This window comes from Nitrospira sp. (genome assembly GCA_005116745.1).
GTDB lineage: Bacteria > Nitrospirota > Nitrospiria > Nitrospirales > Nitrospiraceae > Nitrospira_D.
The window spans coordinates 637,286-660,616 of sequence record SWDS01000010.1 but is presented as its reverse complement, the minus strand read 5'-3'; the positions used below and the strand labels follow the sequence as shown (position 1 = coordinate 660,616).

At 54.9% G+C, this 23,331-nt stretch carries 13 protein-coding genes; 6 read left to right on the top strand and 7 right to left on the bottom strand.

Annotated elements, in window-relative coordinates; genetic code table 11:
- The first annotated feature begins 1,259 nt into the window (after positions 1-1,259).
- On the top strand, positions 1,260-2,396 hold the full coding sequence (locus tag E8D52_17860; GenBank protein ID TKB66225.1) for a GTP-binding protein: 1,137 nt from the start codon (positions 1,260-1,262) through the stop codon (positions 2,394-2,396).
- Positions 2,397-2,495: 99 nt separating this feature from the next.
- Positions 2,496-5,420, top strand: a complete 2,925-nt coding sequence (locus E8D52_17855) for a TIR domain-containing protein (GenBank protein ID TKB66224.1) — start codon at positions 2,496-2,498, stop codon at positions 5,418-5,420.
- Here E8D52_17855 and E8D52_17850 read toward each other — a convergent pair.
- The 7 genes from E8D52_17850 to E8D52_17820 all read right to left on the bottom strand — a co-directional run bounded on the left by E8D52_17850 (position 5,386) and on the right by E8D52_17820 (position 16,015).
- A complete protein-coding gene (locus E8D52_17850) occupies positions 5,386-6,264 on the bottom strand; it encodes a hypothetical protein (protein ID TKB66223.1) in 879 nt (292 codons plus the stop codon). The two genes, E8D52_17855 and E8D52_17850, sit on opposite strands and share 35 nt — an antisense overlap.
- A gap of 116 nt (positions 6,265-6,380) precedes the next feature.
- Positions 6,381-7,313: a M48 family metallopeptidase gene (locus tag E8D52_17845; protein TKB66222.1), complete on the bottom strand. Its 933-nt coding sequence runs from the start codon at positions 7,311-7,313 to the stop codon at positions 6,381-6,383.
- 411 nt (positions 7,314-7,724) lie between these two features.
- Complete coding sequence (locus E8D52_17840) at positions 7,725-9,221, bottom strand: hypothetical protein (GenBank protein TKB66221.1); 1,497 nt, start codon at positions 9,219-9,221, stop codon at positions 7,725-7,727.
- Positions 9,222-9,240: 19 nt separating this feature from the next.
- Positions 9,241-10,779 carry a cytochrome c gene (locus tag E8D52_17835; GenBank protein ID TKB66220.1) on the bottom strand — a complete coding sequence of 513 codons (1,539 nt, stop codon included), beginning with the start codon at positions 10,777-10,779 and terminating at the stop codon, positions 9,241-9,243.
- Positions 10,780-10,803: 24 nt separating this feature from the next.
- Positions 10,804-12,744 carry a hypothetical protein gene (locus E8D52_17830; protein TKB66219.1) on the bottom strand — a complete coding sequence of 647 codons (1,941 nt, stop codon included), beginning with the start codon at positions 12,742-12,744 and terminating at the stop codon, positions 10,804-10,806.
- A gap of 24 nt (positions 12,745-12,768) precedes the next feature.
- Positions 12,769-13,689, bottom strand: a complete 921-nt coding sequence (locus tag E8D52_17825) for a hypothetical protein (GenBank protein ID TKB66218.1) — start codon at positions 13,687-13,689, stop codon at positions 12,769-12,771.
- Positions 13,690-13,717: 28 nt separating this feature from the next.
- Positions 13,718-16,015 (bottom strand): cytochrome c, encoded by a 2,298-nt coding sequence (locus tag E8D52_17820; protein ID TKB66395.1) that lies wholly within the window; start codon positions 16,013-16,015, stop codon positions 13,718-13,720.
- A gap of 809 nt (positions 16,016-16,824) precedes the next feature.
- On the opposite strand from E8D52_17820, the gene E8D52_17815 reads away from it, so the two are divergent.
- From E8D52_17815 to E8D52_17800, 4 genes are read left to right on the top strand one after another with little or no spacing between them, the layout of a single operon-like run.
- Positions 16,825-17,718 carry a glycine--tRNA ligase subunit alpha gene (locus E8D52_17815; GenBank protein TKB66217.1) on the top strand — a complete coding sequence of 298 codons (894 nt, stop codon included), beginning with the start codon at positions 16,825-16,827 and terminating at the stop codon, positions 17,716-17,718.
- Complete coding sequence (locus tag E8D52_17810) at positions 17,715-19,892, top strand: glycine--tRNA ligase subunit beta (GenBank protein ID TKB66216.1); 2,178 nt, start codon at positions 17,715-17,717, stop codon at positions 19,890-19,892. The genes E8D52_17815 and E8D52_17810 overlap by 4 nt, the downstream gene beginning before the upstream one ends.
- Before the next feature lie 59 nt (positions 19,893-19,951).
- Positions 19,952-20,443 carry a hypothetical protein gene (locus E8D52_17805; GenBank protein ID TKB66215.1) on the top strand — a complete coding sequence of 164 codons (492 nt, stop codon included), beginning with the start codon at positions 19,952-19,954 and terminating at the stop codon, positions 20,441-20,443.
- Positions 20,444-20,472: 29 nt separating this feature from the next.
- On the top strand, positions 20,473-23,316 hold the full coding sequence (locus E8D52_17800) for a pyruvate, phosphate dikinase (GenBank protein TKB66214.1): 2,844 nt from the start codon (positions 20,473-20,475) through the stop codon (positions 23,314-23,316).
- Positions 23,317-23,331 lie beyond the last annotated feature (15 nt).

The following is a 23,331-nucleotide window of genomic DNA, read 5'->3' as shown; positions in this document are numbered from 1 at the left end:
CCCGTGATGATGCCAGCCATTCGGAAAGCCATCGAGACTGCTGTGCAGGATATAGTGCAGTCCGTGAATCGAACGCTGGACCACAGTGGTCTGTCTTGGCGAGGAATAACCTGGCGCTGGGAGGCGTGGAGAACCAGCAGATCGTTCGGGGAAGTTCTCCTGTCGCACACCTTTGGGTATCAAGTGGAACGGGTGTTTCTCTTTTCTAGGGAAGATGGAATACATCTGGCGGATGTCCGCATCGCCAATGTACCAGCCTTTGAGTCGGGCCATGAAGACTTGATTACCAGTATGTTTTCAAAAATCAAGACGGCTGTGCAGAAATTTGCCCAGGATGAGTTTCAGGCCTCGAAAGACTCGTCCATGAGAGAAATCAAAATGGACGATGGCAAGACGGTGTTGATCGAGCAAGGCCCGAAGGCGGTCTTAGCTGCAGTTGTCCGTGGTCTGCCATCACTATCGCTCAGGCCAAAGCTTCAGGATGCACTGGATTCTATCCACTTCGAGTTGAACGAGGCCCTTCAGACCTTCCGAGGCGACAAGCAGCCGTTTGAGGCCGCGCGACCGCACCTGGAGTCCTGCCTCCTCCAGGAGGAGAACGACTCCCGAAATGAGACCGGCTCAACCAGTGGCGGATGGTCACCAGCGTTCGTGGTTACGCTGATGCTCCTACTGTCAGCGCTTGGCTGGTGGGGCGTCACAAACTATCTTGACCAACGGCGAGTGGACGAGGAACAGCTGCGGTGGGCTCACTTTCTTGAAAAGGCGAGGGGGAAGCCAGGGATTCAGATTACACATACACAAACCGCTGACGGAAAGAATGGGAAAACCATTGTGTACGGGTTGCGGGATCCACTCTCCTATGAACCACAAAAAATCGCTCAGGAGGTGGGGCTGTCGGCCGAAGCGATAGACTTTCGACTTGAACCCTATCTCTCGCTAGCGCCTGAACTACTTAACCGACGAACCCGCGAGCGGCTCAATCAACTCGTTCAGGAGATTGAAGCCCACCATTTTGATTTTGAGGCAGGCAGCGCGTCACTTGCATCAGAGGCTGAGCCTGCCTTTCGGGCGTTGCTCCAGGCGCTTCGAGAGAGCGATGCCCTGGCTCAGCAACTTGGTTATCGGATGCGAGTGGAGATTCATGGCAACACCAGCGAAGAGGGCGCAGCTGACACGAATCGCCGTCTTGCACTTGCCCGTATACAGAGGATCCTGTCCACTCTCACAGTCGAACGGTTTCCTGCCATCGATTTCCAATCAGTTGCAGAGTCTGTAGAACGTCTTGGAACGGACGAAATTCAAGGTTCCAATCCCTTACGGCAGCGACGGGTGTCGTTTCAGATCGCCATCAAAGATGCTGGATCGAGGGGGGCCATACCGTGACAGATTCTCTGAGTATAAAAATCTGCGTGCTGGGAGCCAGCGCTGTCGGGAAGACTTCCCTCGTGAGACGATTCACATACGACAAGTTTGAGGAAGGCTACACAACCACGCTCGGCGGCCGCATGTATGACACGTGCATCACCTGCGATGACAAACTAGTTAAGTTGAATATCTGGGATCTCCAAGGGAAGGACGATCCAGGATTGCAATACTCTACTTTGGACCTTGGTGGAGCAGATGGGCATATGTTGGTGGCGGATGTCACACGTCCCGACACACTCAACGGTGTAAAAGATCTCCTGCCTGAGGATTCGAAGAAAGAAGAAATTCCATTTGTGCTCCTGATCAACAAGCAGGACGTCTTTCCCTCTCCCGCAGTAACCAACCGTGCCCTTGAAATCTTTGGTGAGGGGACCAACATTTTTGAAACCAGTGCCAAGACTGGCGAGGGAGTGAATGAGGCGTTCGAGTGCCTAGCAAAACAGATACTCGCGAGGGACGATGATGCTACGGCGATCAATTTAAAAAATTATGAAGAGCGAACCAGCGGCGGTCCCTCTGACTCACCAGAGGCATCGACTCTTTCTCAAGAAGAACATACCCTGTTCGACGATTTGTTCAGAGCATTGGATAGTTTGGTGCTTGAGCGATTCCCAGGGGAGCATACCTTTCGGTCGATCCATGAGGTGCCTGAATGGGCTCACGATTTGATAACCCCGGTGCTTGATCAGCAGAGTCTTGGTCTCTGGGTTGTACGATCGCACTTTCTGAAAGATTATGTGTCACACGCGACATCATGGTGGGACCAGTATGAGAGTGGGGAATTCACTGCAAAGCTGGGGGAAGAGGTTGGGCCGTCTAAGGTTCGTCTCGATCTCGAAGCCACAGCCATTGCGATCGGTCACCAGAAATTGCTGGTGATCAAGAGAGGTGCGCTCAGCCGCAGGGCCTATATCCAAATGATGCAAGAAAAGCGGCATAGTCTCCACCCGCTACTCTCAAAATCTTGATGACACAGGTCGACAGCAACATGAGCACGTAGTGCCCACAAGGACGCCGGACGACGACGGGATACCTTTAATCAGCAAATTGCCGACAGTGTTTGCCAGATGACTGATGACTCTCTCGATAACGAACGCAACAAGCCTCAGGACCACGATGGTGGAATAGTCAGCTACTTTATCAGCTACGCTCGTGTTGATCGCAAGCACGCTCAGAAGATTCAGGAAGGAGTTGAGAAGAGTTCCCCGAGCGTTCGCGTGTGGATCGATGAACGCGACATAGAACCGGGGGATGCTGTTGCGCCCGAGATTCAAAAGGCAATCAGCATGTGCAGCGCCATGCTCTTTCTCGTCAGCAGAGACAGTGTCATGAGTTCCTACTGTCGCAGTGAAATAGCCGTCGCTCGCAACAATAAGAAACCGATTATTCCTCTGCGCCTTTGTTCAGAGGTCGACCTTCCAGCAAGGGAACTTCCGTTTCAAATTCAGGATACTCACTACATCGACTGCTGGACCGATTTCGAAGGTGGCCTGAAAAAACTTTGCGTCTATCTGGCACGAAAGCGGGGAGAACGTCTCCCGCCTTCTATGACGATTGAGCCCGTCGATGTCACTACGCCTGCATCTCCTGGCACAACTGGGCTGATCGTGATCAATGAACCTCGGCTTCAAGCATCAGCCGACTTTGTAGGATGCCGCGAACAGCAACAAAAGATCAAAGACTTCATTTCCAATGAAGACAGTGCGGTACTCTGGATTTGGGGCAGGGCAGGATCAGGGAAGACAGCGCTTGCCCACCATGCTCTTGACCAAATTCAGTGTGGAATCCGGACTAGTCCAGAGTGCCAGGTTCCCATCCATGCCATTGCCTATCTCAACCAGCAAGACCATTCCGAATCGGGTTGGCTTAATGTGTTTGATAAAATCCGTAGCTCAATGCCCACTGCACCTCGTCTGCACTCTCAGGAGAAGTATCTCGCTTCCGCGATTGCGGATGTACTCTCTGGCTTAACGGATCGTCGCGTGGTGGTCCTGATTGACCATCTCGACAAGTTGATTGATTTGGAGGCCAGAAGTCTGACCGATCCAAACCTGCGCGATGCCTTACGGACTATTCTCAGCGCCACAACTCATAAACTGAAAGTGATTGTGACCTCCTCCTGGGTGCTACACCTTGATTTACCACCGGATCAGAAGGTGCGGAAGCTAAACCTCAAGGAAGGTCTTCCAGAATTGGAAGCGATGCAATTACTCCGGAAGTTAGATCGTGATGGGACTGTTGGTCTGCGAGACGCCAACGACACGATCGTGAAGGAACTTTGCCTGCGCATGCAAGGCAACCCTCGAGCGATCGAGACCCTATACATGATACTTGAAGAAGATCTCTCCATTTCTCCACTCGACATTCTGCAAGATGAAACTCGCTTTCTTCCAGAAGCCGTCTTGAATGTACTCATCGGAGAAAGCTACGCCTGTCTTGATGATAGGTCGAAGATCGTGATGCAGGTGTTGTCGGCATCAGAAACTGCGGTCACCACTGCCGCTGTAGTCTCGGTATGCCAGCGTTACCATCCGGACATCGATGTTGAACAGGTCCTGAATCGGCTGGTGAATATGCAGCTCATCGAAAAAGATAACGGCTGCTACTCTCTACGAAAGGCGGATCGACGATATATCGTTTCTCAACTCGCAGATGGTGTCTCCTTAGCCGTGGACAGCCCTGAAGGTGTTCACCTCGACCGATTCATATTGAGTGCGCAGCATGCTGATTACATTCGACAAGTGGACTCTGCCGACTCCACAGCGGAAGCCAAATCGCTCGCTCTTGAATTTACTCATTGCTACACAAAAAGAGACTATGTAGCCGCGGTCGGCGTTCTGCAACGGCTTGAGTCCCATCTGTTTGGGAATAGGCGTTACCAGGAGCTGGCACAACGCTATGAACAACTAGTCGACAAACTTGAAGACCGTCAACTGGTCCGCCGCATACTTGATAAGCTCGCGCGGATCTACCACCGACTCGGAGATCTTGAGCGTGCAGTCGCCTACTATGAGAAAGGGTTGGAGTGTGTCCGAGAGGCGCGCGATGATTTGAGCGGGGAATGCCACTACCTTGCGGTTCTTGCCATTTGCAAACAAGAATCGGGAGATCTTGTTGGAGCCACGCTCTACTGTAGGGCAGCCCTCGAATTAGCGCACGCGATTGAAGGTGATGCGAAAGAAGCTCTTATCTGGAACACCATCGGTGAAGTGTTTGCTGCTTTGGGCCAGGCTAGCGCTGCGATGTCAGCCAGCGAACACGCGCGGGAGCTTGCGCGCGACAACCACCAGCGGGATTTCGAAGTCGGTGCGCTGGTGAACCTTGGTCAGCATTATGACGCATTGGGTGATGGCGAGCGAGCGGAAGAGGAGTGTATCCGAGCTTGCCGGATGGCCCAATCGATAGGATTCCAACTTGGCGAATCCGCTGCGTGGCGAAACCTGGGAAGTCTCAATATCGGCAGGCGCAGATACGCCCTCGCTGCTAAAGATCTCACCAAGGCTATGAAACTGGCAGAGATTACTCAGAGCGTTCGACTGCAGCATACGACCTGTATTGAGCTGGCCACGGCGTTACTCCTGGACGACGAGTTGGGTGAGGCCAAGACCATTGTCGAGGTGGCATTGCGCTATGACACCTTGCTCTTCAGCCCAGAAGCGCACGCGCTCAACGGAGTCATTAGACAACGACAGGGCAATACGATTGAAGCAATCACATTCTTTGATACTGCACTGGAGCAAGCTGAAGAGGTTCTCAGACGAACGCCTCGATACTACCGCGTGCTTGACGCGATGGGGTTGAGCTATAGCGGACTCGCACTTCTAAAGCCCGACCAATATCTTGACCTCGCGGTCGAAGCCTACGAGGCAGCCCGTCTGGTCACTCATGAACCGGGCATTGTCCGCCGCAGGCTTCTTCTCTTTGACGCACTGGCGAAGATTGACTCGGAAAGAAAACTCACATTGGTTCGAAATGCGATCGCTCCAGAATAGGGATGGGGCTGGGACTGCTATCATTCCCTTGGGCTACCCAGGAGGGGACCAGCAAGGTTCGTTGTCTTCCGTCATCTGGTGGCGGAAAGACGATATATTTTTTTAGATCTAACTGGTCTGCTCTTACACCATACTTTTCGAATGCGGGTTGTATATTCCTCCGCAGCTTGTCGCTGAATGTTGTTAACGCGTCACTGTCCCAGGATTTGGACCGGGGATCACTGACTCGACTGATAAAGTGGAGAACCCACGCAAAGGCTAGTTCAGTCTGATCGGCCTGACTCGACACGAGGCGAACCGCTGACAAATCTTGAAACAAGAAAAGCCGTGGTGTGTTGCCATGTAAAGCTGGCTCAAAGCCGGATGCCAGATAGGGTCCGTCATTCCTCTGGATGGTGGAAAGCCGATTGAGAATCGCTTTTGCCCGTGGGTAGTTGTACCGCTTAAGAATCTCCTTTGCCCTCGACTTGAATTGCTCATTTTCGGGCAGCTCAGGCGAAGGTACTGCAGAATCCGTGACATCTTCGGTAACCGGGATCCACAGCGCATTGAGCATCTGTTTGTCATGGTATTTCTCTTCCAGTCTTCCGAGGTCTGGGACTCCCTTCAAACAGGCTAGAATGATCGCAAGGTAGAGGGGCCTGTTCTCATCGGTTGGCTCCTGCTTGAACAGCACATAGCTATGGAGTCCATATCCAGGCGTTTCGGGTCGATCTCCAACCAGGAGCGACTGTCCTGTCATTGCGATTCGGCTTTGACTGCTTCTCAAGACTGGCTGTTCGGCAAACCCCATGCTGCAGGCGAAGCACGCACCGGCTATTACAGCCAGTGCGAACGTCCTCATTACGCGCGTCCAGATATGGATTGAACCGCTGCGCTTGGATCCTTGTGCGAGTGGAGACAGGCTCTCCGGTAAGCTCATTTTCGCCTAGCTCCACCCGTTCTCACACGTTGGCGCCATCATCCTGCAACGCCTGGTAATGGCTCAATAGAATTCGGCTTTTTCTGGCCCGTTGCCTGTAGTTTTTGAACCCGATTGTTATACGCTGTCCCGGCGTTAGGCAGGCACTCCTTTTTGATATGGGCAAGACGATCGTCGTTCATAGGGTGATCGGCCAGGAACTGGATCGTCTTTTTTTGCTCTTCTGTTAGTTTCGCCATGTTTCCCCAAAACGTATTGATCTCTTCTGGATTGTACCCAGCTTCGGCGGCCAATAACAGGCCATCACAGTCGGCATCATGTTCCTGCAATTGCTCCCATTGCTGATGCACTCCGTAGGCGGCCCCGACTCCCAACGCACCAGCCACTGGCCCGATAACTTCGGGATCCATGTTGCCTAGTGTTACGCCCGACGCGATCAGGGGCCCTATAGTCGCGGCCGCTGTAGCCGCAGAACCAGCGAGTCGTTTGAGTCCATGCCGAGCGAGCACATGGACCATTTCATGTCCCAGTAGGGCAGCCAATCCAGCTTCGTTTTGTGCGGGCTTGAATACTCCGTCATAAATTATGATTCCACCGCCGGGAACTGCTTTGGCATTGATTATTGCTTTGTCTTTTATGGTAGTGAGCTGCCAAGCCATTTCATTAGCGACTGCGCCGTATTTTTGGTTGTGCTTTGCAGCATCGATCAACAGGTCAAAAATGCCAGTCATTTGATCTGTCACTTTTTTATCTTCCTTGCTAGCTTCCGCCGTATACTTTTCCCGCCCATTCGTTGCGTCGGCGTAGAAAATCTTTCCAAGCTTGTCCAGCAATACGGGAGAGTTAAGGGTGGATTGCCCAGCCGTGGACAAGCCCGCTATCCCGCCTCCTGCAATGGGGAGCTGATCACAGGCAGTCATGAAGAGGAACATAGTCGCACTTGCAAGCCCTAGGATCGATCCATACTTCATCGGACACCTCCCAATAATAGAATGTTTATTGACTGTTGTGAACACGTAATTTTCGTAACGTAGGTATTTATTTCACTAGTTGTGATCAGCATAAGTAGCAATACACATGCCTCCAGTATCGCCTGTAGTAAGATGAAACAGCCGCTTAAATCACAATGGCTTATGCAGGCTGACTGTTGTCCTGATGCAACGAAAATGCGGGAGCCTGTATCGAAATAGATTCTACGTTGTATCGAATCAGATACGTTCGGTATCCGATCATGCGTCTGATCTGCAGTGGAAATATGTTGAGAGTTGAGTCAGATGATGGGCGGGTTGGACGACCGCCTACGTGCAAGTGATGGTAAAGCGCACGCTCTCTGCTTCAGCGTGGCTGTCAGTGCGTAGGTTTTCCGTGCTTGGTTTGTGGGGTTACAGCATTTTTAGATACTCCACCAAGGCATCTTTGTCTTTATCAGGCAGCTCGGTGCCAAACGTGTGGCCCTGGTTGCTACTGGCGCGTTGGCTCACATCGAACCTGGTTCCCAGTCGCTCAACGTCCTCGCGTAACTGCTCCCGTTCACGGTCATCCGTGAGCCCAATCGTGTCTGCCTCCTGCTTGGTCGTCACGAAACCAACTTTGATCGGGTTATACACGGTATACCCACGGAAGAAGCTCTTGGGTCGTTTCTCGACCGGCTCCAAAAGGTCGCGCAGTGTCGGCACGGCGCCGTGATGGAGATAGGGCGCTCGGAGCCAGATGCCGTCGAGGAAGGACGCGACATAGCCGATCAATGGTTCCTCGACGAGTCCTTTGCGTTCCAGTCCAAACTCGCGAACGACCTTGTTCGCCTTGATCGCTGCCTCTTTACTCCACGTATCAAGCCGTCCTCGGTCGGTTCCGACTTCGGCGATCGGCACACGAGTTCCTGTTCGTTCACTGGCATGACAGGAGGCACAGGCCTGATCGAAGACAGCCTTGCCCGCCGCCGCTTTGGCCTGGTTGATGGGAAATGGATACTTAGGAGGCGGATATTTCCCGAGATAGTCCTCAAACCAATCAATATGCCCGAGAAATTCCGTCTTGCTCTTGGGGCGCGCTCCAACCAACCCCAGGGCTGAATCCATAATGACCGACCTGGCATCATGACTGTCGCCGGCGAGGTTCATGAAGTGGCCCTTTTCCGGTTTGTACTTCTGGAGGTTCCAAATTGAGGGCATATCGGTCGGTCCGAAGCTGTTATCCATCGGCTCTTCAATCATGAAGTACTTTGTCAGGTTCATCGCATCGTCGCGGCCGCGCCCCCATTCCGGAAAGTCTTTACGATAGATCCAGGCGAATTGCTGCTCACGCTCGAGCAGTCGCTTCTTCGTAATGGGAATCAGCAGGTACCTATAGATCAACTTGTCGATCCAGCTCAGATCCGCGACGAGTCGAATTTCACCCATCAAGACGTCCGAATTGAAGCGCGGGTCCTTGGCGACGTCGACGAGCAGACGGAAGAACGCTTCTAAGTTAAGGGTGTGATTCGGGCCGGCAATGACGAACGTGGGCTTGTCGCTCGGTTTCGCTCGCCAGCTGGCGACATGGCAGGAGGAGCAGGTGTTGCCGATACGCGCAAACCCGATGACACGCTTGGTGAAACCGATCGGGATCTCTTGGCCTTCTTCCCATTGAATGCCCAGAGACGTGTAGCCGCCTGGCCCTGGGAACTTATCCCCAAAGACCCGCGGGATCACGTACCAGATCCAGTAGGGGAGACCCACGTCATGTTCAGCGCCAATCGACCCGTACTTGAACCGCATGTCCGGGTCCTTCGTGATCCATTCAGGAATACCTTCATCGCGGAAGAACTTGTACCATCCGACGTAGGCGCCAACTAGACCAAGGACGACCAACAGCAGGAGGATGATCTTCAGCGTTCTCATCGTGACCACACTCCTTTCCTTAGAACGTCTTGAGGTATTCAACGAGAGCGGCTTTCTCTGCGTCAGAAAGCTCGGTCCCGTACCGAGCCCCTTCATGTCCATCGCGGCCATTCCCCGGTTGCGAACGCCCCTTGTCATCGGTTGTGTCGAACAGAAAAAACTGCTGACCTCGCTCTTCGCTCACCGTCGAGACGAATCCCACCCGCTGTTGATCGTAGACATCGTATCCACGGTAGAATTTCGTGGGCCGTTTACTGCGAGGCTCTAAGAGATCTCTCAATGTCGGAACTGATCCGTTGTGCAGGTATGGGGCGCGTAGCCAAATGCCGTCCAATGGCATGTTTGCGTAGCCGTTCGTTTTGCGGAAATGCGAGAAGCGTTCGGTCGGATCGTTGGTACCCGCATACAGGAGGTTCTGATTGACGGCGAGCTCAAGCGTATAGGAATCGAGCTTGTGGCGATCGGTCTTGATCTCACTGATTGGGACGACTGTGCCCACCGACTCGCCGCCGAAATTTCTCCCGCTCTCGCCATGACAGCCGGAGCAATACTGCTTGTAGATCGGTGCACCCTTGGCAGCGAGGTTTGTATCAACGGGAAAGGGATAGGCCGGCGGCTCGCGCCTGAGCAACCAGTCTTCCAGACGCTTCATGGCCAGGCGATCGAGCGTCGGAGGCGTGGCGCCCGTCCCGAACGCCGCGCTCCGGTTGCGTTCTTCAACGCTGGTGTTATTCCCATCCCAATGGAGCTGCATGCCTTGGCGGGGCTCCTGCAGCCAAATTGACGGGAAATCTGCAACCCCGATGTGTTCGCGATCCGGGGCCTGGTCCATCCTAAAGTTCAAGAGGGCCTTGCCAAATGCCCAGGTATCGACCCGGCCTGGTCCCCACTCACGTTCCGGTCCCTTGTCGAGCATGAACGACAGCCGCTGATCCAGCGTGACGAGTCTGGCCCTCATGAGATGTACGGCCGTGGGATAGACAAGAAATTGATCAAGAAGATTTAGCTCACCACCTAATTCTTGGATCGCTGGAACAATGAGATCGGGAGTGAAGGCTGCACTCTTGGCACAGTCAAACAGGAATCGCTCGAACGCCATGAGATTGAGCCGATGGGCCGGCATGCCGGTATAGATTCGAGGCTCACTGGCAGGCGTTTCACGCACCGTACTGGCGTGGCAACTCGCACAATTCAGAAAAACACGATCAACTCCCATATGTCGACGCATCGACATGCCGACGGGTAGCGGCTTTTCTCCTTCGTAAATGAACCCCAGCGCTGTGTACTCCTGCCCTGGAGAGCGTTGCCCTTCCGGCAACTGTGCCGCACAGACGCGAGGCAGTGCTTTCCAGATCCAGTAGGGAAAGCCGGCTTCCCGTTCACCACCAAGCGACCCGTACTTAAAGTGATCTTCATCCTCGGCATAGCGGACCGGTTCATCCACCAGAAACCTGGCTGCCAGCAAGCCGCCGACTGTGATGATGAGAAGCAGGGCGGCGAGGCCGATCACCTTCCACCAATGACAATGTCGTTGTTCGGTGGTCATGGGTTCACCCATCTTGTGGCAACGTTGGCCTTCGACCTATCCATGCTGTGCTCCCATTGCTTCTGTCGGCTCATGTCTCGGTGCGAGGCACGCCGGTAAGGTGTCGTAGTCCTGCTGAAGTAAGTGTTCTGGGCGGAATGTTGCGCCTCGTGTGTGCTGAATTGCAGCCACTACTTCCTGACGCAGTGTCTGCAAATCGGGATGATGCTTCCACTGGTCCAGACTGATTCGGTGATGGAGCAGGTGCATAGCTGGCGGCATCGGCGCCTCAAGCTGCTCTTGGCTTGGAACGTCCCACATACTTAAGCGCACGAAAATGCGATCGGCACATTGCGTCAAATTGGCTTTGACTTCAGCGGGAGATCCATGGAGAAAGTTTGGGGGAAAGCTCTCTGCTCCATGGTGGCAAGTTCCGCAATACTGATGGAAGGTCTTGTGCTCGCTGCTCCATGCAGTTTCGTGACTTTCATTGGTTGCGTGATGGGAGGCCATCTCATCGTCCACTGGCGGTGGCAGGCCGCGATCATCCAGGCAGCAGCGTGAGACGACCGGACCTCCCAATTGCCGATCGAGCGCAGCCAGGACTGTCATTCGGCGAAAAGGCTGGTTCGCCAACACATCGGTCTGCCCCAGCACGGTGTCCTGTACTAACGCGCTCACAGCTTGTCGGAGCCGTTTAGGCTGACGCTGGATCAGCTGTTCCAGTCGAGTGAGATCCGTCTTTGTGAAAAACTGTACAAACGTAGCCAAGACTCGCTCAAGCGTCTGCGGAGTATCCGGGATGGACCAGATCTCAAGCGGTTCGCGAGGCTGTGTCGGTTCGTAGGGGCCACGGAATAAGGATCGTGGTTCTCGTCCCTCAAGCGCAGTCGCCTGCACCTCGCTGAGCCCTGGAAATTCACTCACCGCGACATATCGAAAGGGATTACGATTGGGGATATCCGGATTGGGAATGGCCAATCCTTGTGGCCATCGTGCGCGCCAGGCGGCAAGGAAGGACGGTGGTTTCTCATCCGTTGTGTGCCAATCCGGTATCGATCCCCTTGACAGTCCATATTGGAGGACCCACGTGAGTAGTTCGGCACGACAGGTCATGGCCTGTTCCGGATGGGCTGTCTGCTCGCATCCCTCCCGCCAGAGCCGCTGGGCCAGCGATATGTCATTGGCTCGATCGGTCGCGTCATCGAAGGCCTGCAATGTTCCCGTCCCTTGTCGAATGGGGAAGCCGTGGTACTGACGGTGTTGATGCGCCAGCAAGGCGGCGATTTTTGGATTGACGTTCGTTTCGTCCCACATGGGACGGGCGAAGATGGGGCTTTGATTTTGATGGCAGGCCATGCAGAGGGCACGATTGGCGTATCGAACCGTTGGTGTTCCCCCGGCTCGATAGTCACTCACAATCTGAAACTCAAACCGGCCAGCCGCTTCGTTATAACTGACGATTTCCAAGACCCCGGTTTTTTCATGATAGCCGATGAACAGTCGGTCTTTGAGCTGCATACCAGGCAGGCTCAAGGTCGAAGTGACTTCGGTATCGACGGCAAGTACCGCCCTGGGATAGGTAAAGTAGGCGCCATTGCTCGCTCGCCGTTGCAGGGAACGGTTGACAGGAATTAGCAATCGCTTCAGAACGGGCGCGGTGTCTTTTGAGTGGAGTTGAGATTCAATCTGTGCCACGAACGTAGAAAACGGGAATGGAATGTCATAGATCTTTTTGCCGTTCACTTCTTTCGTAATCAGGAAGTCAAACAGAGACCGTCCGACCGGAGGGAGGTTGGTCCCTGGTTCAGTCGGATCAATCACCCACGGAGGTGCCGTGGAGGCAGCAGGCGCAGGGGTAGAGGATTGGGTATGCGGGGTAGAGGTGCTGCTGTTAGACGTTCCCCTGTCTTGTTGATCGCATCCTGAAACCAATACCGTCATCATGACCAGGCATCCCAATTGTGTCGCCCACTGTTTCGCCACTGTCCGTTGCATGGTTTGGCTGACTCATACCTGCATTCAATGGGTTTCCGCTACCCGAGCCTGTTGAGTGCTCGGCTTGTTGGTCATGGCAGGTAGACGCTGATTGCCGACCCAGCAGTCCTCTGCCACCGAGCCAGAACTGGCAAACGCCGGAGATTCCTTCTCTGCCACGGTCTTGTTGTAGAGCGTGAAGTTCAAGGCAAAGACTTTCTTGATATAGGCCCGTCCCAGATAGAATCCCGGGCGGACCATCCGGATTTCGTCTCGTATTTCCAACCCTTCCCGTCCGGCCAATACATCCGGCATTTCGCGGTAGCCCGGCAGGTCGTCTGTAAACGCGTAGTCGATAATGACCGATTCTCGACGCCCATCCAGCAGACTCTGGCCGCAATAAAGTTTGGCGGGGAACAGCAGCCAGGCATCTTTTCCGTCGACCTCGATTTTTTGGATCTTTTCCACGTTCGGACCGACGATCGGTTTCAGAATCAATAGATCCTGAATGCGATTCCGGAGGACGCCTTCGCTGCGATAGAAGACCTTCCCTTTCCAGATAAATTCGCCGATGTGTTCAAGCGTGGCGGCCTTGCGATCGACGATGAAACCTTTGATGCCTCCTCCGACGATCTCGGCCAGCCGGGCCCGTTCGCTCGATCCCTTGGGGAAAAACATCTGCCCGTCGTAGGCGCCATCTGGAATCGGTCCGGCGGTCAGGCGGGCATAGATTTGATCCACCTGTTCCTGTGTCGCGCCCTTGAGATTCTCCGGTGTGATCTTCATCAGATCGGCTGGTGTCAGCGGGAACTCGTGTTCCAGCCGGGCAAGGTCCATCTTGTCGGAATAGTGTTCCCCGCTTTGAGCATAGGGAATTTGCGGGGGATCCGGGTTACCCGGACAGCCAAGGAGCACCGTTTGGCTCATGGCTAATCCTACCGACAGCAACCATCGTGCGCGTTTCATCGTGATCACCTCTTTCCGGTTCATGACATCAGAGCGTTGCAAGAAATGCGGTCAGTGCATTCTTGTCTTTATCCGAGAGATCCTCGCCGAATCTGTGTCCATCATTTTCAATGACGGCCAGACTGTTGCTGTAGACCTCCCGCAGCTCCGCTCCGGCTTCGAGGAGCGACCCTGGCTTGGCCAGCAACTCCGTGCCCTTTTCTTGGATCGTCTTGGCAATCTGTTCACCCTTCTCTGCGCCGTACCGGCCGACATATTTGGCTTTCAGCTTATCAAAGTCGACTCGTGCCATGACGAGATCTCCCACCAGCTCCTTGTGACGGAAGTTCCCGATACGGGCAGCCGGCGTGCCGACTGGAAAGCGAATGGCGGTGTCGATAAACCGATCAATCTTGCCGTCCCCCAGCTTTGGAAACAGGCGAATGGTCACCTCCGAGTTGAATCCGGTCACCTTTGGAATTCGTTGAGCAGGATTCAGCAACTCTTTCATTGACGCTTTGTAGAGCGTGAATCGTCCCTCGACGCTCGGATCAAACAGCACGCAGGGTGGAGGGCTAGTGAGCCGCGTTCCTGCGTTATCGACATACGGTGAATGGTAGTGCTCGTCGACAGGCCCGCCGCAGACTTCCGGACCGACGGCGTTGTTGTGCATGAAGGGGGCATAGGCCCAGACACTGAGCAAGGAGATGTTTCGGTAATAACCCCGTCCACCGTCAGAAGGCTCCTTGAGCTGTGGGTCTCCGGGTTTTGCGCGCAAAGTTTCTGACCCGTATTCTTCCCAAACGCGACCCTGCATATGATTTGAGTGGAGGGAACGCGAACGGTTCGTGCCAATCTCGCTGACAGGGATGAGCTTGTCGTTTCCGAGCCAATCGAGACGCATGCCCTTGTCTTTCGGGTCGGTGGAAACGGTTCGAAAATCTTTATTTTCGAACGGCGGGCTTTGGCTGGAGTGGCAGGAGGCACACTTGCTCGCAAACACCGCGCGGCCCTGTTCAACTGCGCCCTTCCCAAATTCTTTATTGAGTTGCTCAACGAGTGCGGCGTTGTTCTTCAAGCCGCGGGCTTGGTAGAGGTCGGCTGGGGCTCCGGTAAACAAGAACTGAGCGAGTTCGCCCAAACGATCCTCAATGGCCCGGAATTGCGGACAGTCCCGACGGACTTGTCCGATGTCGAATGGCGATTGGCCGAATCCGCGCATGGTGGGATCGAGCTGTCGCATGTCGGTGAGGTGATTCACCCATCCTTCCTCGGAGCAGCTGCCGATGTTGAAATAGACGCGCTGGATCGCTTCGAGGGCACCGATGCTGTCTTCTCCACCTTTTAAGATATGCTGGACGAACTCCTTCTTCCGGCCTCGCTCCCAACACTTGCCGTCCTTGCCCGGCTCGCACCAACAGGTTCGCTCGTTTCCTCCAGCCGGACACTGGTTGGTCTTACGCCATTTAATAATGTCCTCTTCAAAGGTCGGACGACGGGCCAGGTTGATCAGGGCGTTCATTGTGCCCGCGTTATTGACTTGATCGTTTGGAATGGCTGAGGTATCGACGGCACCAGGACGTGAATGCCCATAGATTTGGTACTCAATGGTGTTTGCTGCCATGCCGGACCCCAAGATCTGTGCAAAGCGACCGTACTGATTGCCGACTGTTCCGGAGAGGTTTTCCCATGCCGGGTGGGCCGGATCTTTGGGAGGGCGAATAGGATCGAATGCAATATGGCAGGCACCACAGGACATGCCGATGCGATAGGGGGGTTCAATCGAGCCGTCAATGAGATGACTCTTGGCGGGTGCTTCACGGTCCTTACGCGGCGTCACCTTGGCGGTATAGCCGTCCCATGAATCGAGCTGTCCACCGTTAATTTTCAGCCATTTCACCTTATCGAACTTTGGATTGGGGAATTTTCGAAGCCCCAGCGCGCCGGTCGAGGTCCCGAATTCAAGATCGCAGGTTGACTGTCGCATATCTTTTGGCCCGTGCGGATCATCCTTGGCGAGCGGGACGTCTTTCAGATCACAGGCAGGATCGCGATAACCGGTCTTTCCGACATGCTTGAGCAATTCGTCGTCACCCGGACAATAGTCGAACCCATAGGTTTCATCATAACTTTTTGCCGGACAGTTGGGATCGCCAGGCGTACAGCAGTCCGGATCGTTCATGAGTCCCCATCGATAGAAGCGGTCATCACGTGAGTCACTTCGCAAGACCCGATACCAATCGATCATGACACCGAGCCGCTGTTGATAGACATAGGTAAAGAACCGGGCGTTGCCGGACGTGGCATTGAACCAAATCTCAGCACCGACACGCTCGGCATCCGTCAGATTCTTGCTATAGTGAAACGATGACGTGCTGGCAGTGTTACTCGCAGCGGTAGCTCTTTCACCGTGGAGCACTAACGAGCTGGCAAACACCACCAGGCCAAGTAGAAGAGTGAGCACGGTGTGTGTCGGTCGTATGGCCATATCTTCCTCCTGTTCTTAGGAATCCTCGTTCTAATCGAGTCGGTCGCCCATGTGCATGAGAGGATTCCCCATGTGCAGCAAGCTTGCTGTGAGCAGCATGAGGCGATTCTGAGCTGATCGTTTTGTTTGCTCACTGAATCTCTAGTCGGGATTCAGTAGGACTCAATAAGGAAGAGAATAGAGCAAGCACCTTGCCACGTGGTAAGGTGAAGCTGACTGACACATTTGTTTGGATTTGCACAAGAATCCCAATAATCATTATGGGCCGTTGTATCTGATCAGATACTGACGTGGATCAGAAAAGATACAGTTAGGGAAGGTCTAATTCATCCAAAGCCTCAGACAACAATCAGCAAGAGTGCCTGTGGTTTGTGCTCCGGTTAATCGAATTCAGGAATTATCCAGACCTTCTCTTCTCTAGTGCGCATGGTGGTGCTGGTGCGAAGGGGACTGCGCTGCCCGATAACCGAGCATCTTCTACGGTGATCGAGGGTTAAGAGACGATCTAGAGTATGTTCTAAACTTGCCTGTGCCTTTCGCAGCTCACGAATCTGCAAGTGATTGATCTAGAGGGCTTGTTCCTTGACAGGGCAAAAGCATTCTTGCTAGCTTGGGACGTTATCTAGCGTCAACATCGAATCGTCTCTCCCGATTAGGCTGTGGGCTCTGTGACGTTTCAAGAACTTATTCTGACCCTCCATCGCTTCTGGGCCGATCACGGCTGTGTGATTCATCAACCCTATGACATGGAAATGGGCGCGGGGACCTTTCATCCGGCCACGTTTCTGCGCGCACTCGGACCTGAGCCATGGCGGGCGGCCTATGTGCAGCCATGCCGACGCCCTACGGATGGCCGCTATGGGGAAAACCCCAACCGCCTTCAGCATTATTATCAGTACCAAGTTGTGCTGAAGCCGTCACCGGATAATATTCAAGAGCTGTATCTAGAAAGTCTGGCACGGCTGGGGATCAATCCCAAGGAGCACGATATTCGCTTCATCCAAGATGACTGGGAGTCTCCGACGCTGGGGGCGTGGGGACTGGGATGGGAAGTGAGACTGGATGGGATGGAGATCACCCAGTTTACGTACTTTCAGGAGATTGGCGGAATTGAACTCAGCCCGATCACAGGCGAAATCACCTACGGGACAGAGCGTATTGCGATGTATCTGCAGGGAGTAGATAACGTCTTTGATCTTGCTTGGACTGACACGGTGTCGTATCGAGACATTCATCACGAAACCGAGGTGCAGGGGTCGCGCTACAATTTCGAGGAAGCGGACGTCACGATGCTCATGCAGGGCTTCCAGGCGAACGAAGCGGAATGTAAGCGATTGCTCGCGCAGACCGACCGGCGTTTGACGCTGCCGGCCTATGACTTCTGCATCAAATCATCTCATCTGTTCAACCTCCTCGATGCCCGTGGGGCGATCAGTGTGGCTGAACGAACGGGGTACATTGCGCGGGTGCGGGCACTGGCCAGGCAATGTGCCGAGCGCTATCGCGATGAGCGAGTCGCGATGGGACATCCACTGATGAAGACGCAGGTCGCACATCGATGAAGCGCCTGGTCGTGAAAAAGAAACCCCGTCAACACACAACTCGTCGTTCCAATCCTACCGCCGAGCTGTTGTTCGAAATTGGCATGGAAGAGCTGCCGTTTGAATGTGTCGCGCCGGCCCTGACGGCCCTTCGAGAATCAGCCACCCGCCTCTTTCAGGATGCCCGGTTGTCGTGCGGGTCCATCAAGACCTATGGGACGCCTCGACGGCTTGTCGTGATCGTGGACGAGTTGCTTGCGCACCAAACTGCGGTGGTCAAAGAAACGATGGGACCATCGAAAATGGTGGCCTTCGACCAGGCTGGCCAACCCACAAAAGCGGCGATAGGATTTGCCGCTGGACAAGGTGTACCGGTCGAAGGTCTGGAGATACGGAGCACGCCGAAGGGCGAGTATCTGTTCGCGGTCAAGCGCGATGCCGGACGCAAGACCGCAATCCTTCTTCCGGAGTTGCTGCCTCACCTTTTCGAAACGCTGTCTTTCCCGAAGGCCATGAAGTGGAACGACACGGGCGTACGCTTCGCCAGGCCGGTTCGATGGATCGTGGCACTATTCGGGGGCAAGGTCGTGCCGGTACAGATCGCCGGGATCCATGCCGGGAATCGGACGTCCGGTCATCGCGTGATGGGTGGCAAAAAGCCCATCACCGTGAGGGATTTCAAGACCTATAGCAAGGGTCTTGAAAAGCGAGGGGTGATGCTTGATCCCGACCGCCGCCGAACGGCGATTCAGCAACAAATCGACCGGCTCTGTGTCAAGGCTGGTGTTGGATTGAATGCAGATGACACCTTGCTCGATGAGGCGGTGTATACCACGGAGTGGCCCTGTGCCGTCCTTGGCCGCTTCAAACCGGAGTACTTAGCGGTTCCTTCTGAAATTCTCATCACGTCGATGAAAGAACACCAGGGGTTCTTCTCGGCCAGAGATAAGAAGTCTGGCAATCTGGCGCCAAATTTTATTGCGATTGCCAACAATGAACCCAAAAACATGGCGCTCATTCGAGCGGGGAACGAGCGGGTGCTGGCGGCGCGGTTGGCGGATGCGAAGTTCTTTTTTGACGAAGATCGGAAAGTCACACTGGAGGAACGGGGGCGGAAACTCACGGGCGTCACCTTCCATCACAAGCTCGGTACGATGGCGCAGAAGCAGGAGCGAGTCAAGAAACTCGCGGAAGCGCTTGCGGCCCATCTATCTCCGGAGGACGAAGAACTTCGTCAGACCTGCATCCGTGCGGCATCGCTCGCAAAAGCTGATCTGCTGACCGGGGTTGTCGGTGAGTTTCCTGAACTACAGGGTGTGATGGGGGGCGAGTATGCGAAGCATGATGGTGAATTGGAGGCCGTGAGCCAGGCGGTTCGAGAACAGTATCTTCCACGCGCGATTGAAGGGGAGTTGCCCAAAACGGTGGCGGGGCAAGTCCTGTCTTTGGCCGACCGGCTCGATACCATCGCTGCGTTTTTCCATGTCGGCATGGTGCCGACCGGCTCGGAAGATCCGTTTGCGTTGCGGCGGCATGCGACCGCGATTGTCCGGGTTCTCCTTGAAGGGCAGCTTCGAGTCAATCTGGGGACGTACATCAGTCAGGCGATGAACGGTGTATCGAACGATGGGTTTAAGAATGTATCCGGATTTGAGCGGGAAGGCCTCCGGCAAATCACGGAGTTTGTCTTTGAGCGAGTTCGGCACTATGTCCGGATCGTGCGGGGTCTGCGTGACGACGTCATCGACTCGGTGTTGAAGTCAGCCTATGATACGTCGGTGGATCTTGGCGACCTTGTGCAGAAGATGAACGCGCTTGAAGCCGTGACGAGAAAGCCGGAGTTCGATCCGTTGATCGTCGGTTTCAAGCGGGCGCATCGGTTGGTGGAAAAAGAGCAGTGGGTTCGCCAGCCGGTCGATGCGGCGAAGTTTCAGCATCCCTCAGAATCGGCGCTTCATCAGGCAGTCGCCGAAGAAGGAGCGAAGATGGGGTTCGCCCTGTCGATGGGGGACTATCACGAGGCATTGAATGCCTTGGTAGGGCTGAGGCCGGTCATTGATGCATTTTTCGACGCTGTGATGGTCAACGCAGACGATCAGGCGATCCGCAGCAATCGGCTGACATTGCTCAAAGAGGTCGATGAGTTGTTCATGTCATTCGCCGACTTTTCCCAGGTTGTGGTCGAAGGGCGATAGGTCGACTCGGACGGAACACGGACTGTCTCTCGCGAGGATCGGAACTATCTGGAGTCGCCATGGATCAGCCGATGACGGACGAGTGCCGTCGGGCGGACAAGATCCGACGATTTTCTCTTGCCGTCTCACTGGTTCTGATGGTGCTCTGCAATGCTATTCTTCTCGGCGGGTTCGCGCTCAGCGGCATCAATCTGGACGATTTGATGAAGACGCCCGATTTCTTCAACGCGAAGCAGGACGTGTGCCTTCGAATCACGTGGCAATCAATGCCTGGAGCGAATGAACCCGTTCGACTCTGTTCGGAATGGCTGAATCTCTCCGACCCGAGTGGAACGACCCATTCTCTTCAGCCCGACACGAAACTCAAAAAGGGGCCTGACGGCCAATACTACGTCGATCAAGGTATTCAAGCTGACTACCGGTTATTGATACTGATGCTGTTTGTCGCCGTTATTATCATCGGTGGCGTATGGGCGAAGTGGTTCTTGGTGAATCGCTATCGGCTCCGTCTGGAATCAACCGACGGTCGTCGTGCGTCGCCTGTTCATTGATACGCACTCTTCCGAGAAGGAGAAGTCACGTGGCAAAAAAATACGTCTACTATTTCGGCGATGGCAAGGCCGAGGGTACGTCGAACATGAAGGAGCTGCTGGGGGGCAAGGGCGCAGGATTGGCTGAGATGACCAATCTGGGGATCTCGGTCCCACCGGGTTTTACGATTTCGACAGAAGCCTGCATCGAATATTACAAAATCGGTAAGAAGTATCCACCCGGCATGTGGGACGCCACCTTGCAGGCACTCAAACGTGTCGAGCGCTCAATGGGAATGGGGTTTGGGAATCCTGAACGGCCGTTGCTGGTTTCAGTCCGATCCGGGGCTCGGGCCTCGATGCCTGGCATGATGGACACGGTACTGAACGTCGGTCTCACTACGAAGACCGTGGAAGGGTTGGCGGTCAAGACCAGAAATGACCGGTTCGCTCAGGATAGCTATCGGCGATTTGTGGCGATGTTCGGTAGTATCGTGATGGGTGTGCCACGCGAACACTTCGAAGCGATTCTAAATCTCAAGAAAGAAGAAATGGGCGTGAAACACGAGACACAGCTTGATGCGCGCGCGCTGCGCGATCTCGTGGAACGGTTCAAATCGTTGGTCAGGGAAGAAACGGGCACGACCTTTCCTGATGATCCGAATGCGCAGTTGAAGCTGGCGATCGACGCGGTGTTTTCATCTTGGAATGGCGCGCGCGCGATCACTTACCGCCGGCTGAACAGTATCCCGGATCACTGGGGGACGGCAATCAACGTTGTGGCCATGGTGTTCGGGAACATGGGCGACACCAGCGGTACCGGGGTGGCGTTTACGCGCGATCCCAATACGGGTGAGCGGAAGTTTTTCGGCGAGTGTTTGATGAACGCGCAAGGCGAGGATGTGGTTGCCGGAATTCGGACGCCGCTGCCGGTTACGGAGTTGGCTCGGACCGTGCCTCCCGCCTATAAAGAACTTGAACACACCTACAAGCGATTGGAAAAACATTACCGCGACATGCTCGACCTGGAATTCACGATCCAGGAAGGCACGCTCTATATGTTGCAGACGCGTGTCGGGAAACGCACCGGTATTTCTGCCGTGCGTATTGCCGTTGAAATGGTCAATGAAGGCTTGATCACCAAGCGCGAGGCGGTGCAGCGGGTCGGTCCGGATCAGCTTGCGCAGTATCTCTATCCGATCTTCGATACCCAATCTGAAGCGGGTTCAACCCCATTAGGCAAGGGATTGCCGGCCGGACCTGGAGCAGCGGCTGGAAAGGTCGCCCTGACGCCGGATCGAGCCGTTGAGATGAAGGCAGCGGGGCAGCGGGTGGTGCTGGTTCGTGACGAAACCAGCCCCGATGATATCCATGGCATGAACGCCGCGTCTGGGTTTGTGACGGCGCGAGGCGGGATGACGTCCCATGCGGCGGTGGTAGCGCGACAGATGGGCAAAGTGTGCGTGGCCGGGTGTGAAGCGGTGGAAGTCATCGATGCCCAATCGGTGCGGATCGGGTCGAAAGTGTTTCGGGAAGGCGACTATCTGTCTGTGAACGGATCGACTGGGAATGTGTACGACGGCGACATTCCCGTCATGGAATCTGAGATCATTCAGGTGGTGCAGGGGAAGCTGGATGCGAAGAAGTCGCAAAAATATCAGCTCTTCTCCACCATCCTCTCATGGGCGGACAGTGTGCGGACGATGAAAGTGCGGGCGAATGCCGATGTGCCCGACCAAGCCAAGATTGCCAGAGGGTTCGGCGCCGAGGGCATCGGGCTCTGCCGCACGGAGCATATGTTCTTTGCTGAGGACCGTATTCCGATCATGCAGAAGATGATTCTGGCTAGGACGAAAGAGGATCGGGAAAAGTATCTGGAGCAGCTGTTGCCCTTGCAGAAGCAGGACTTCATCGGGCTGTATCGTGAGATGGAGGGGTTTCCGGTCACCATTCGCCTGCTCGATCCGCCGTTGCATGAGTTTTTGCCGAAGCGTGAAGAGTTGATGGTGGAGATCGCCCAGCTTGAGTTGACCGGCGAGGATGGCGCCAAACTGGAAGAGCAGCGTCGGTTGCTGGCGCGTGTCGAAGAGTTGCATGAATTCAATCCGATGCTGGGGCTGCGCGGGTGCCGGCTGGGTATTACGATGCCCGAGATCACGCGGATGCAGGCGCGCGCCATTATCGAGGCGGCTTGTGAGTTGGCGAAGGAAGGCAAGAAGATTGTTCCGGAGATCATGATTCCGCTGGTAGGCATGGTGGCGGAAATGAAGTCGCAGAAGGATCTCATCCGCGAAGTCGCGCAAGAGACCATGAAGCGCTATAACGTGAAGCTCTCGTATCTTGTCGGGACGATGATCGAATTGCCGCGCGCAGCCGTGACCGCCGAACGGATTGCCGAAGAGGCCGAGTTCTTCTCGTTCGGGACGAACGATCTGACTCAGACGACCTTTGGATTTTCCCGCGATGACGCCGCGAAGTTCATCGACCACTATCGAACGGTGAAGATCATGGACGCGGATCCATTCGCCACGCTCGACCGGGAAGGTGTGGGGTCGTTGATGAAGACGGCCATCGCAGGAGGGCGGACGTCACGGCCGGGGATCAAGCTCGGCATCTGCGGCGAACACGGCGGCGATCCACGATCCGTCGAGTTTTGCCATCAGCTCGGGTTGGACTATGTGAGTTGTTCGCCCTACCGTGTGGCTATTGCGCGGCTGGCGGCGGCACAGGCGGCGATCGCCGAAGCGGATGCCAGGCCACCAGCAGCACCCAAGAAAGCCGTGACGGCGCGTGTCAAAACGGTGAAATCCGCGAAGGTATCGAAGGTATCTAAGTCTGTGAAGCGGACCAAGCCGGCGCCCAAGACGCCTTCAGGCAGCCGCAAGAAACGGTGACGGACCGCACACAAG

Coding starts and splice junctions, on each gene's coding strand:
- E8D52_17855 (TKB66224.1), top strand. CDS start 2,496: ATGACTGATGACTCTCTCGATAACGAACGCAACAAGCCTCAGGACCAC.
- E8D52_17850 (TKB66223.1), bottom strand. CDS start 6,264: ATGAGGACGTTCGCACTGGCTGTAATAGCCGGTGCGTGCTTCGCCTGC.
- E8D52_17845 (TKB66222.1), bottom strand. CDS start 7,313: ATGAAGTATGGATCGATCCTAGGGCTTGCAAGTGCGACTATGTTCCTC.
- E8D52_17840 (TKB66221.1), bottom strand. CDS start 9,221: ATGAGAACGCTGAAGATCATCCTCCTGCTGTTGGTCGTCCTTGGTCTA.
- E8D52_17835 (TKB66220.1), bottom strand. CDS start 10,779: ATGGGTGAACCCATGACCACCGAACAACGACATTGTCATTGGTGGAAG.
- E8D52_17830 (TKB66219.1), bottom strand. CDS start 12,744: ATGCAACGGACAGTGGCGAAACAGTGGGCGACACAATTGGGATGCCTG.
- E8D52_17825 (TKB66218.1), bottom strand. CDS start 13,689: ATGAAACGCGCACGATGGTTGCTGTCGGTAGGATTAGCCATGAGCCAA.
- E8D52_17810 (TKB66216.1), top strand. CDS start 17,715: ATGAAGCGCCTGGTCGTGAAAAAGAAACCCCGTCAACACACAACTCGT.
- E8D52_17805 (TKB66215.1), top strand. CDS start 19,952: ATGGATCAGCCGATGACGGACGAGTGCCGTCGGGCGGACAAGATCCGA.